Source organism: Bacteroidales bacterium (assembly GCA_013141385.1).
Lineage (GTDB): Bacteria > Bacteroidota > Bacteroidia > Bacteroidales > Tenuifilaceae > UBA8529.
This window is the reverse complement of the sequence record JABFRB010000004.1, coordinates 85,905-98,375: the sequence shown is the minus strand read 5'-3', so window position 1 is coordinate 98,375 and position 12,471 is coordinate 85,905. Positions and strand designations below refer to the sequence as shown.

Genomic DNA, 12,471 nt, shown 5'->3' with positions numbered 1-12,471 from the left:
GGGAATCATGCTTAGACGGATTAAGTGAGATTAATCGTTTAAGATACTGATTCCCAATGTTTTAAACAAATATTCCCGACACTATTTTATTGATTTTCAAATATTTAACTAGCCAATTAGTAAAGTAGTTTCAACCCTTAATTCGCATTAATAAGTAAATTTTATAAAGTACAAGATAATTTTATTACAATGGACATTTTTAATATTTTTTGATATGAATTACAAAAAAATATGATGATTATGATGAACTGTTGAAATGAGAAATAACTTTGAGAGACGGAGCATTTGGTAGGTGATTCTCATTTCAACAGTTTGCTTGAATAAATTTAAGACTCCATTGAAAGTTTTGAATTCCATATGAGTCAATAATAGTAAAGTTTTCAGAATATATTAAGCATTAAAAATGTCCATTAAGCCGAAAAATATTTTCCAAAATCATAAAATAAGGAATAGCATTAACAATTTTAAAATAAAAACATCTTTCTAATAATCTAACATAAGGAAAAATACTATGAGTATAGTTGGAATTGAAGCAATGAATGTTTTCGCAGGAACTGCTTACTTAAATGTGGAAAAACTTGCTGAACATCGTAAGTTGGATACAACTCGATTTAAAAATCTTCTGATGAATGAGAAAACCGTAGCCTTGCCATATGAAGATCCTATTACCTTTGGAGTAAATGCGGCTAAACCAATTGTTGACGCTCTGAGTCCGGAAGAAAAAGATCGTATTGAACTTGTCATTTCCTGTACAGAATCGGCTTTTGATTTTGGTAAATCGTTGAGCACATATTTTCATCATCATTTGGGTTTAAATCGTAATTGTCGTTTGTTTGAAATAAAAAACGCTTGTTATTCGGGTGTGGCTGGTTTACAAATGGCAATCAATTTTATTTTGTCTCAGGCTTCCCCAGGAGCTAAAGCTTTGGTGATTGCTGCGGATGTTTCTCGCTTTATGGTTGAAGAAGGAGGTGATGCACTCACGCAGGATTGGTCTTTTGCAGAACCCAGTAACGGTTCTGGATCTGTAGCAGTACTGGTAAGTGATAAACCATATGTTTTTCAGATAGATGTTGGTGCAAATGGTTATTATGGTTATGAAGTGATGGATACATGTCGACCTACAGCAGATGGAGATGCTGGAGATTCTGACTTATCATTGCTTTCTTATCTAGATTGTTGTGAAAACGCATTTCTTGAATATAAAAAACGAGTTGAAGGTGTTGACCTAACAAAGAGTTTCGGCTATTTGGCTTTTCACACTCCTTTCGGAGGTATGGTTAAGGGAGCCCATCGCAACTTGATGCGTAAAATAGTTAGGGCTAAACCAGAAGAGATCGAGGAAGATTTTCAACGTCGAGTAACTCCGAGCCTGATCTATTGTCAGCGTGTAGCCAATATTATGGGAGCTACAGCTATGTTGTCTCTTGCTAGTACAATTGATCATGGTAATTTTGAAACACCTCAAAGGATAGGTTGTTTTTCTTATGGGTCTGGCTGTTGTTCGGAATTTTTTAGTGGTGTTGCCAGAAAAGAAGGTCAGGAACGATTGAGAGCACTCAAAATTAAAGACCATCTGGATAAAAGATATGAGTTGTCGATGAAAGAATACGATAACCTGCTTGTGGGAAGCAACGCAGTAAAATTTGGTACAAGAAACGTAATTTTAGATACGAGTTTCATTCCTCAAGCTAGAAAAGCTCAGGGCAAAGAAATACTATTTTTAAAAGAGATAAAAGAATTTCATAGAGTGTACGAATGGATATAACAAGAACATATGAAACGATTCGGGTCAGATTTGATTCTGATGTTTGTTTTATTCAAATACATCGCCCGGAGGAGAACAACACAATTAATGACTGCTTGATTGATGAGTTTACCAAAGTGCTTGCACTGTGCGAAGAGTCTATAAAAATTGTTGTGTTAGAAGGTTCACCAGAAGTGTTTTGTTTTGGTGCAGACTTTAAGGGGATTCAAAAAAATCTTACAAATGTAGAAAAACACGAAGAACAAAATCCTGAACCTTTGTATAATTTGTGGTTAAAACTGGCTTTTGGTCCCTATATCACGATTGCTCATGTTAGAGGGAAGGCTAATGCCGGAGGTGTTGGTTTTGTTGCAGCGTGTGATGTAGTGCTATGTGAAGAGAAGGCAGTATTCAGTTTATCTGAACTACTTTTTGGACTGATGCCAGCCTGTGTTTTACCATTTTTGATTCGCAGAATGGGCTTCTCAAAAGCGAATTATATGACCCTGATGACACAACCTATATCAGCAAAACAGGCTCATGATTGGGGATTGGTGGATGCCTATGAAGAGAAGAGTGAAAATTTGCTGAGAAAACATTTATTACGACTAAGACGGCTTTCCAAGACAGGGATTTCTCGTTACAAACGGTACATGAGTACTTTGGATGAAGTTCTTGTGAAATCTAAATCCAAAGCACTTGAAGCTAATATAGAAGTATTTTCCGATCAAAATAACATGGAAAAGATTGCACAGTACGTATTGACGGGACAATTCCCTTGGGAGGGAAATTAGATATGTCAAATCAGGTCATTGAACTGAGTGAGGTGGGTAATGGAATTATTCAACTCAAAATGCAAGATAAAGTTAATAAGAATACATTCTCTAACGAGATGACAGATGGCTTAATCGATGCTTTTGAAACTATCAAAACCCAAACCCAATATAAAGTAGTAATTTTAACTGGCTATGATAGCTATTTTGCCAGTGGAGGTACTAAAGAAATATTGCTCGATCTTTCTGATGGTAAAGCAAAATTTACGGATCATGATCTTTACAGTTTGGCATTGAACTGTCCTATACCAGTTATTTCGGCAATGCAGGGACATGGAATTGGAGGTGGTTTTGTGATGGGGATGTTTGCTGATTTTGTGATTTTAAGTCGGGAGAGTATTTATGCCACCAACTTTATGAAATACGGCTTTACACCGGGTATGGGAGCCACCCTAATCCTTCCCCAAAAGTTGGGAATTAGCTTAGCTGAAGAAATGATGTTTTCAGCTAGGACTTACCGTGGAGAAGAGTTGCAGAAGAGAGGAATTGCTTTTCCAGTTCTTCCGAGGGAACAAGTAATGGAGTATGCTTTGGACTTGGCCATAAATATTGCAGAGAAACCGAGAGTATCACTCGTTACTTTAAAAGATCATTTGGTTGCCTACCTCCGTGAAGGACTTTCAAAGGTGATCGATCAGGAATTAGTAATGCATGAAAAAACATTCCATCAACCAGAGGTGAGAGAGCGAATCAAGACTTTATTTGGAAATTGATTTGAGGATATAATAAAAAGCATGACAATGTTTTTAATTTCATTCAGATATAGAGTTAGATAAATACAAGAAGTTAATAGTTGTTTTGGTTTTGGAAAAAACATTACGATTTACGAATATTTCAATGAATAGACAGATCATATTTATGTTTTCGGGTCAGGGTTCTCAATACTATCACATGGGAAAAGAGCTCTATGAAAATCATGCACAATTCAAATTATGGATGGATCATTGTGATAAAATAGTTCAACCTCATATTCAAATCTCTTTGATTGATATCCTTTATTCTGGGCGCAAAAAAAGTGAATCATTTGACCATCTTTTATATACTAATCCAGCATTGTTATGTATTGAATACAGTCTGGTTCGTGTACTCATGGAAATGGGTGTTCAACCCGATTTTCTGCTGGGATACAGTCTTGGGGAGATAACAGCATCTGTTGTTTCTGGGGCTATTTCATTGGAAGAAGGTATTGAGGTAGTAGTTGGTATGGCAAGGCTTGCTGAAGAAAATACGCCACAAGTAGAGATGCTGGCTGTAATTGAATCGTTAGAAATTACGACTGAATTCCCCGACCTTTTTAAAAACTGTTGGGTCACTGGGAAAAACTTTCAGAGGAGTTTTGTGGTGAGCGGTTTGTCCAGTGATATTAGGAATCTTCAAGAAGGTTTGAATAAAATGAATTTAATCTCTCAAAAATTACCGGTCAAATATGGTTTTCATACGGAACTAATAGATCCCATTGAATCGGAGTTTAATCAGATGATCTCAAAATTAAATATATCTTCCATCGGTATTCCAATGATTTCTTCATTGAAAAATGAGACACTCCATGAGATTAGTAAGAATTATTTCTGGGAAGTTATCCGATACCCGGTCGATTTTATGAAAACAATTGAATGGATGCTTAAAAAGGGGGATTATATTTTTATCGATGTAGGTCCAAGTGGAACTCTGGCTACTTTTGTTAAGTATATACTTTCATCTGATTCCCGTTCCATTTCTTTACAAATGATAAATCAATTTGGAAATGATTTGAAAGCTATAGAGAAATTGGGAATCAGTTTATCGGAAGAGGCACTAGTATAAAAGAAAGGCTAGTTTTATTCACAATATTTTTGTAATTCATATCTGTGAGCAGAAAAAATAGATTTTCCTGATAAAGAAATAATGTTTTTCCTTAAAGGAGCTTTTGCTAAAGAATAAATCGAATATATACGAACATTAAAGTTTAATTTTGAAATTGACATTAAATTTATATAGATTAAGCATCAGTTGGTAATATTTAGCACTGATAATCAGCATGATTATAATCTAATCAGTATAATGTCTATAGTAATAAATAATTTATTTGGTTTTTGTGGAATAAGCACATCTATCGTATTTAAAGTGTGGGGCAGGTAAAATAATATTAATAAGAAAATAACTCGATTAAACAAGTAGAAAGTTATGAAAACATACGTATTTCCAGGCCAAGGATCACAAAGAAAAGGAATGGGCGAAAACCTGTTTGATGAATTCCCTGATTTAACAAAACAAGCTGATATCATATTGGGATATTCGATAAAGGAACTTTGTTTGGACGATCCTGATAAAAAATTGAATCAAACCCAATATACTCAGCCAGCACTTTATGTAGTGAATGCCCTGTCATACCAGAAGAAAATTAAGGATGACGAGAAATTACCCGATTTTTTAGCAGGGCATAGCCTCGGAGAATATAACGCATTATATGCTGCTGGAGTATTTAGTTTTGAGGATGGACTGAAATTGGTTAAAAAAAGAGGAGAACTAATGAGCCAAGCCAAGAACGGAGGGATGGCAGCTATTATAAATTCTACAGAACAACAGATTCAGGAAATTCTGAAAGATGCGAATCTGACCACAATAGACATTGCGAATCTTAACTCTCCATCACAAATCGTCATTTCTGGGTTGAAAGAAGATATTAATAATTCACAGCCATATTTCGGAAAAGCAAATGCCATGTTCATTCCGTTAAATACTAGCGGGGCTTTTCACTCTCGCTATATGAAAGAGGCCGAAACAGAATTTGGTAAATTTGTAAAGGAAACAAAATTCTCAAAACCCAATATCCCGGTAATAGCCAATGTAACAGGCAAACCATACGGGTCAACAAAGATTTCTCAAAATTTAATTGATCAGATGTCCAATTGCGTAAGATGGGCTGAGAGCATTCAATACTTACTGGATAAGGGAGAGATGGAATTTGAAGAGTTGGGAGTAGGAGATGTTCTGACAAAATTAATTAGATCAATAAAAAAAGAATACGTTCCTAATGGAAAACCTACAGAGGATCAACCCGAACAAAAAGCCAAATCCACCAAGGAGAAAAGTGACAAAACCACATCAGATAATTCGAAAGTGGAAACATCAGTAATTAGCAAAGAGTCAGAGTCAAAAAAAGAAAAACCAGCAGTTGAATCAAAGGAAATTCTTGACCCGAAAAATATGGTTGAGCAATGGAATAAGGACTATTCGGTAGGAACTAAAGTAATCTCAGACTTTTATGATACAGAATTAGAAACTAGAACTGAGGCAATGTTACTTTTTGGTCACCGGGCGGCGGTTTATATGAAGGGTTATAACGGTTATTTCGATTTAAGGGAAGTGAAGCCTATTAATCCCTCAAAATCTTAAGCAGAGGTTCTTCTACAACACATTTCATGTAAACGTTTTATTTAAACAAGAAATATAAAAAGTTTATACAGAATTTTCGAATACCAGAATCAATAAATTAAGAATAAAAAAATGGAGAATAAACAGCCGTCAGTGAAACCGTCAGATAGAATAATTTTATTAATATTTAGCATCTTCAACATGGTGGGGCGGTTGCTCCGTTCTATCGGTATACGTGTAGGTGATGCGAATGCCGAAACCATAATTCAGAAGGCTATGGTGAACTCCGAGATCAATAATATCATAGATGATTCATTTCGAGAACCACTTGAAGTGCTAGTGCAAAGCGCAAATCAGCAGCCCAGTTTTAAGCCTATGGGGCGAATAGCCTTTCGAAATTTGATCATGGAGCGTGTTTCGAATCGTTTACAGATAGACGCAACGCTTGCCGCCTCTCCTGATATTCTCGAGCAGCCCATCGAACGGCCAATTTTTATAACAGGTCTGCCGAGAACAGGAACAACGCTTCTTCAACGATTATTTGCTCAGGATACAAGACTGAGGAGTCCGAAGTACTGGGAAATGGAGCGTCCATGTCCGCCACCAGAGAAGGAGACCGATGCAACTGACCAGCGTATTCAGAAAGCAGAGAAAAAACTCAGCATGGTATACAGGATTGCCCCACAGCTCAAGGCGATTCATGAACTTGGAGCGCGCCTGCCTGATGAATGCATCCTTCTCTTCGAGAATGATTTAATAAGCGATTCTTTGATGGTAGAGTTCGATCTGCCAGACTATTATCAATGGTTGAATAAGCAACCTCTGCGACCTCTTTATGAACGACATAAAAAACAACTTCAATTGCTTCAATACCGGAATCGTGGGGAGAGGTGGGTATTGAAAGCCCCGGGGCATCTTCGTTCACTGAAATCTTTGATGCAGGTCTACCCTGATGCCTGTATTATCCATCTACACCGTGATCCAATAGAAACGATTCCATCAGCAGCCAGTCTGTTTATGACATCTTGGTCAATTTTTCATGATAAGGTTCTTCCAGAAAAAGTGGGACAATTCACTTTGGATTTGATTGGATTATGGATTGATCAGGCCATGGAAGACCGCAAACAGGCTGAATCTAACCCGGATTCTAAAGTGCGTTTTATTGACAGAAATTATAAAGATCTGGTTGTTGACCCAATTGCCACCATGCGCGATTTGTATGATCAGTGCGGACTAACATGGTCATCTTCTGTCGAACAGCAGATGAAATTATTCCTTGCTGAAAATTGCCAACATAAGCACGGCAAGCACCAATATAGTTTGGAGCAATTCGGGTTGAAAGAGGAACAGGTTCGTGAGCGTTTTGCCGCATATAACAAACGTTTCTTTAAGCAGTAATGAGTGTTTGAATTGACTAAGCTCTCAAAGGTGAACTTTTGATTCAACGCTTAAAAGGTATGGGAGTCCTCTTCGTGTAATTAAAATGACAATTTTTGAGGATATGACAGGGAAAATATTGAGGTTTTACATTATGCTGCCATCTCTCTTGCTATTAGGATGTAAAGTGATTTTCTAATTGCAATGAAACGATAATATTCAAAGATTTAGGAATGGTAAAGTCGAAGCAACTATGACATCAAAAGTCATACTCCGATTAAAATTTCCGATTATATGATGAGGATATTTTTTCTGATGCCGTGTACGATTTTATTCGAAAAATTGTAAACCTTGGAGAGTTAATAGATATTTTGTACAATGAAAAAAACGCTAAGGAAAATCTATAAGTATTCAATGAACATTGGGGTTTAAAAATATTTAACCATGGCACCGTACTCAAGTGGTTAAGGGAAAGGTTCGCAAGACCTTATTTCAGTGGTTCGAATCCACTCGGTGCCTCTAAAAAAATGCGTTAACAAGTTTAAACAGATTAATTTAGATGTTAATGAAACTTGGCGATTTAATAATGAATAAAGATTATAGAGGTATAGAGTGTTGTGAGATTGTACCACAAGTTGTTGTGTTGAAAATGACATGTATGTTTATGATCAATTACAATTATCTAGTAATTGATCCTGTTAACAATCAATCTGTTATTGTAGATCCAGCGTGGGAGATGGACAAAATAGATCAGGCCTTAGCGAGTACTCAAACAAGTCTGAGTGGAATTTTACTAACTCATTCCCATCCTGACCACATTCATTTAGCCAAGCCCCTAGCAGCAAAATACCATTGTCCAATATGGATGTCTAATGAAGAAATAGTGACATCAGGATTTTATGCTCAGCAATTGGTTGGTATAGATGAAATCCCATGGCCAGTTGGTAATATGCTGATTCAACCTATACTTACGCCAGGCCATACATCTGGAAGTGTTTGTTACCTAGTAGGAGATAATTTATTTACTGGCGATACCCTGTTTGCAGAAGGTTGTGGCTTGTGTTCTGGTACACAAGCCGCCCACACTATGTGGGCAAGTTTGGAGCATCTAAAAAGCAGGCTTAAACCAGAAACGAATGTTTTCCCTGGCCATAATTACGGGAAACCGCCAGGTCAAAAGTTTTCACTTCTATTAAAGGATAATATATATCTGCAATTTAAAAACGAAAATGACTTTGCTAAATATCGTTTAAGAAAAGGGCAAAACATATTTAAATTTTTTGATTTTTGTTAAGTATTTATATAATATTTGATTACCGTAAAAAGTGATGTAAACCATATCACTAATAAAAAAGAAAGGCGCCGTACTCAAGTGGTTAAGGGAAAGGTTCGCAAGACCTTATTTCAGTGGTTCGAATCCACTCGGCGCCTCAATAAAAGTCTATTAGTACAGAATAATTAAAAAAAGAGGGAATTATGTCATTTTTACGAATTTGATATACCTCATTGTTAAAACCATCAGTTACAAAAAAAAAGGCACCGTACTCAAGTGGTTAAGGGAAAGGTTCGCAAGACCTTATGCAGTGGTTCGAATCCACTCGGTGCCTCAAGAGTAATCTTTAAATACAGCATTCTTAAAGAAAGAGAGAGTTATGTCAAAGGAGTGTTTTATTGACCTAGATACTCTCCTTTGCTCTAGTAAACAGTAATAAACAAGGCACCGTACTCAAGTGGTTAAGGGAAAGGTTCGCAAGACCTTATGCAGTGGTTCGAATCCACTCGGTGCCTCAAGAGTAATCTTTAAATACAGCATTCTTAAAGGAAGAGAGAATTATGTCAAAGGAGTGTTTTATTGACTTTGATATTCTTCTTTGCTCTAGTAAACAGTAATAAGTAAGGTGCCGTACTCAAGTGGCTAAGGGAAAGGTTTGCAAGACCTTATACAGTGGTTCGAATCCACTCGGCGCCTCGAAGGAATTTACTGAAATTATTAATCTAAAAGAAGAAGAATTATGTCAAAAGAACACGTTTACGGAGTAGTTAAAAATGTTATCATGGAGGTTCTTCCAGATGTAAAACCTGAGATGATTACTATTGAAAAAGCATTAAAAGATCTGGGGGCAAACTCAATCGATCGGATGGAAGTCGTTACGATGTCAATGGAAGAGCTAGGCCTGAAAATACCATTAATGAGTTTTGCACAGGTCAGCAACATCGAGGGAATGGTTGATGTACTAGTCGAAAATTATGCCAATAAATAAGAATTACGATTTACCATCAATTGCAATAGAGTACAGATTAGCCTTAACTATTTTAAGTAATACGAGGTAAATAATGTTGATGAGAAATAAAGTCGGAATTACCGGGATGGGAATAGTTTCTTCCATAGGTGATAATGTTTCTATATTTTGTAATTCTTTGAAAAATGGGAAATCCGGTATTAAGCAAGCGACAAGCATAAAAGAGCCAAAGATATCAGTTGATATTGCTGCTGAAATTCAGAATTTTTCCTTTTCAGAATTACTAAATCGTTTTCAAGGCGTACCTGAAAAAACATTGGCTGATGCTAAGCGGTTAGGACAAAGAGCACCTTTTGCTATTCGAACATCCATAATATCTGCATTAGAAGCATGGCAAAATGCACAGTTATTCAGCAACAAAACTTTACCAGAAAGAATAGGACTGATTATAGCCGGGCAAAACGGTACTCAAAACTACCAATACAATTTAATTCCAAAATTTAGGGAAAACCCTGAGTATCTTTCCCCCCGATATGCGCTTGAGTTTTTAGAGACAAATCAAGTGGGGATTCTAAGTGAGTTATTCGACATCAAAGGCGAAGGATTTGTTGTTGGTGGTGCCTCTGCAACTGGAAATGTGGGTATAATTAAAGGTTATCAGCAAGTTCTTTTCGGTTTGGTAGATGTATGTTTAGTGGTTGGTATTGTTGCTGATCTGTCCCCTATGGATATTCAAGGATTTATTAATATTGGAGCCATGGGAGGAAAAAAATACTCTAATCAGCCAGATAAAGCTTGTCGTCCATTTGATACTCAGCATGAAGGATTTATATATGGACAAGCTTGTGCATGTGTTATTCTTGAGTCTGAATCAAGTGCAGCCCAAAGAGGGGTTCCATTCCAAGCCGAAATCATAGGTAGTTCAATAAACCTTGATAGTAATAGTTCATCAAACCCTAATGTAAATGGTGAAATAAAAGCTATGCTCTCGGCTTTAGCCCAGAGCGGAATTTCAGCCTCAGAGGTTGATTATTTAAATACACATGGAAGTTCATCATCTTTGGGAGATATAACAGAGGCAGAGGCCATTAGCCATGTATTCGGAAACCACACTTCGGATTTGTGGTTAAATGCTACTAAAGGCTTAACTGGTCATTGTTTATATTCTGCAGGAATAGTTGAGGCAATAGCTACTGTATTACAGATGAGAGAAGGGTTTATTCACCCAAATAAAAATTTGGAAGAGCCAATTCGTAAAGATCTAAAATTCTGTGGTGTCGAAGCGATTAATCACCGAATTGATGTTGCCATGAGTAATTCTTTTGGTTTTGGTGGAATAAACACATCTATAGTATTAAAACATAGAACAGAATAAGATTTGTATTAATGAGAAAATAACTCGATTAAATAAATTGAAAATTATGAAAACATACGTATTTCCAGGCCAAGGATCACAAAAAAAAGGAATGGGAGGGACTCTATTTGATGATTTTGCAGAGTTGACTAAACAGGCAGATGATATTTTGGGATATTCAATTAAAGAACTTTGCCTAAACGATCCCGAACAAAAATTAGGTCAAACCCAGTATACTCAGCCAGCACTGTATGTAGTGAATGCTTTGTCCTATCAAAAAAAAATTAAGGATGATGGAAAAAAACCCGATTTTGTAGCAGGTCATAGTTTAGGTGAGTATAATGCATTACAGGCAGCTGGAGTATTTAGCTTTGAGGATGGTCTTAAACTGGTTAAAAAGAGAGGTGAACTAATGAGCCAAGCTAAGAATGGTGGGATGGCAGCAATTATAAACTCTTCTGAAAAGCAAATTCAGGAAATTTTGAAAGAAGCTAATCTTACAACTATTGATATTGCTAATCATAATTCTCCCAATCAAATCGTAATTTCCGGTTTAAAAGAAGAAGTAAATAATTCGCAGGCGTTTTTTCAAAAAGCAAATACTATGTTCATTCCATTGAATACTAGCGGGGCGTTTCACTCACGTTATATGAAAGAGGCTGAAGCTGAGTTTGGAAAACACGTAAAGAAAACAAAATTTTCTAAACCAGAAATACCAGTAATTGCAAATGTTACAGGTAAACCATATGAGCCAGAAAAGGTTGCTCAAAACCTAATAGATCAGATATCCAACTGTGTAAGGTGGTCGGATAGTATTACATATATATTGGATCAGGGTGAGATGGAAATTGAGGAACTTGGAGTGGGAGATGTTCTTACTAAGTTAATTAGAACGATTAAGAAAGATTACGTTCCAAACGTAAAACCTACCAAGGATCAACCCAAGCAGGAAATCGAATCTAATAAGGAGCAAAGCCTTGATAATGTATTGGATAATCCCAAAGTTGAGGCATCGGCAAAGAACAAGGAGTTGGAATCCAAGAAAGAAAAGCCTGCATCAAAGCAAAAAGGACAGCAAGATCCGCAAAGTATGGTTGAGAACTGGAACAAAACCTATCCAATAGGAACTAAGGTAACCTCAGAACTCTACGATACGGAGTTAGAAACCCGTACCGAGGCGGTAGTGCTATTTGGTCATAGGGCAGCAGTCTATATGAAAGGTTACAATGGGTACTTCGATCTTAGGGAGGTGAAACCAGTAAAGTAGTTTAGATTTCATCATAAATAAATGAAGTAAGCAATCATTACTTTTTGTTACTTCCCATTGCCCTAGCGGGCAATGAAAAAAGGCGCCGTACTCAAGTGGTTAAGGGAAAGGTTCGCAAGACCTTATTTCAGTGGTTCGAATCCACTCGGTGCCTCAAAAAATGTGCTAAAAGTTTTATCAATAGCGATCTATTTAAAGGGGTATAACGGTTATTTCGATTTAAGGGAAGTGAAGCCTGTGGAATAAATCATAGAAAGTAGTTTTTCTTCCAGAATATGGAGGGTATTCAAAAAACCTAG

Annotated in this window: 10 protein-coding genes and 6 tRNA genes; all 16 read left to right on the top strand. The window is 36.6% G+C overall.

The genetic code is table 11. The features are described 5' to 3' along the window. Positions 1–511 precede the first annotated feature (511 nt). The 16 genes from HOO91_03800 (at position 512) to HOO91_03725 (ending at position 12,326) form a co-directional block, all read left to right on the top strand. On the top strand, positions 512–1,768 hold the full coding sequence (locus HOO91_03800; protein ID NOU16662.1) for a hydroxymethylglutaryl-CoA synthase family protein: 1,257 nt from the start codon (positions 512–514) through the stop codon (positions 1,766–1,768). Next, complete coding sequence (locus tag HOO91_03795) at positions 1,759–2,541, top strand: enoyl-CoA hydratase/isomerase (protein NOU16661.1); 783 nt, start codon at positions 1,759–1,761, stop codon at positions 2,539–2,541. Before HOO91_03800 ends, HOO91_03795 begins: the two co-directional genes overlap by 10 nt. 2 nt (positions 2,542–2,543) lie before the next feature. Beyond that, positions 2,544–3,293 carry an enoyl-CoA hydratase gene (locus HOO91_03790; GenBank protein ID NOU16660.1) on the top strand — a complete coding sequence of 250 codons (750 nt, stop codon included), beginning with the start codon at positions 2,544–2,546 and terminating at the stop codon, positions 3,291–3,293. Between the two features lie 124 nt (positions 3,294–3,417). Further along, positions 3,418–4,383 (top strand): acyltransferase domain-containing protein, encoded by a 966-nt coding sequence (locus HOO91_03785; protein NOU16659.1) that lies wholly within the window; start codon positions 3,418–3,420, stop codon positions 4,381–4,383. Positions 4,384–4,743: 360 nt separating this feature from the next. Beyond that, entirely contained in the window at positions 4,744–5,955 is a 1,212-nt protein-coding gene (gene fabD / locus HOO91_03780; protein ID NOU16658.1) for an ACP S-malonyltransferase, read from the top strand. A 111-nt stretch (positions 5,956–6,066) separates the two neighbouring features. Then, the gene (locus HOO91_03775) at positions 6,067–7,332 is read left to right on the top strand and encodes a sulfotransferase (protein ID NOU16657.1); all 1,266 of its coding nucleotides are present in this window, start codon (positions 6,067–6,069) and stop codon (positions 7,330–7,332) included. A 425-nt stretch (positions 7,333–7,757) separates the two neighbouring features. Continuing rightward, positions 7,758–7,830, top strand: a tRNA-Cys gene (locus tag HOO91_03770). A gap of 46 nt (positions 7,831–7,876) precedes the next feature. Next, positions 7,877–8,605, top strand: coding sequence for an MBL fold metallo-hydrolase (locus HOO91_03765; GenBank protein NOU16656.1), 729 nt, complete (start codon positions 7,877–7,879; stop codon positions 8,603–8,605). Positions 8,606–8,669: 64 nt separating this feature from the next. Then, positions 8,670–8,742 (top strand) — tRNA-Cys (locus tag HOO91_03760). 104 nt (positions 8,743–8,846) lie between these two features. Then, positions 8,847–8,918 (top strand) — tRNA-Cys (locus HOO91_03755). 109 nt (positions 8,919–9,027) lie between these two features. Continuing rightward, a tRNA-Cys gene (locus tag HOO91_03750) sits at positions 9,028–9,099 on the top strand. A gap of 109 nt (positions 9,100–9,208) precedes the next feature. Then, positions 9,209–9,280, top strand: a tRNA-Cys gene (locus HOO91_03745). A 43-nt stretch (positions 9,281–9,323) separates the two neighbouring features. Then, the gene (locus HOO91_03740; protein ID NOU16655.1) at positions 9,324–9,572 is read left to right on the top strand and encodes an acyl carrier protein; all 249 of its coding nucleotides are present in this window, start codon (positions 9,324–9,326) and stop codon (positions 9,570–9,572) included. Positions 9,573–9,648: 76 nt separating this feature from the next. Further along, on the top strand, positions 9,649–10,926 hold the full coding sequence (locus HOO91_03735) for a beta-ketoacyl-ACP synthase (protein ID NOU16654.1): 1,278 nt from the start codon (positions 9,649–9,651) through the stop codon (positions 10,924–10,926). A 43-nt stretch (positions 10,927–10,969) separates the two neighbouring features. Beyond that, positions 10,970–12,172 carry an ACP S-malonyltransferase gene (gene fabD, locus HOO91_03730; GenBank protein ID NOU16653.1) on the top strand — a complete coding sequence of 401 codons (1,203 nt, stop codon included), beginning with the start codon at positions 10,970–10,972 and terminating at the stop codon, positions 12,170–12,172. A gap of 81 nt (positions 12,173–12,253) precedes the next feature. Continuing rightward, positions 12,254–12,326: transfer RNA gene (locus HOO91_03725), tRNA-Cys, on the top strand. Positions 12,327–12,471 lie beyond the last annotated feature (145 nt).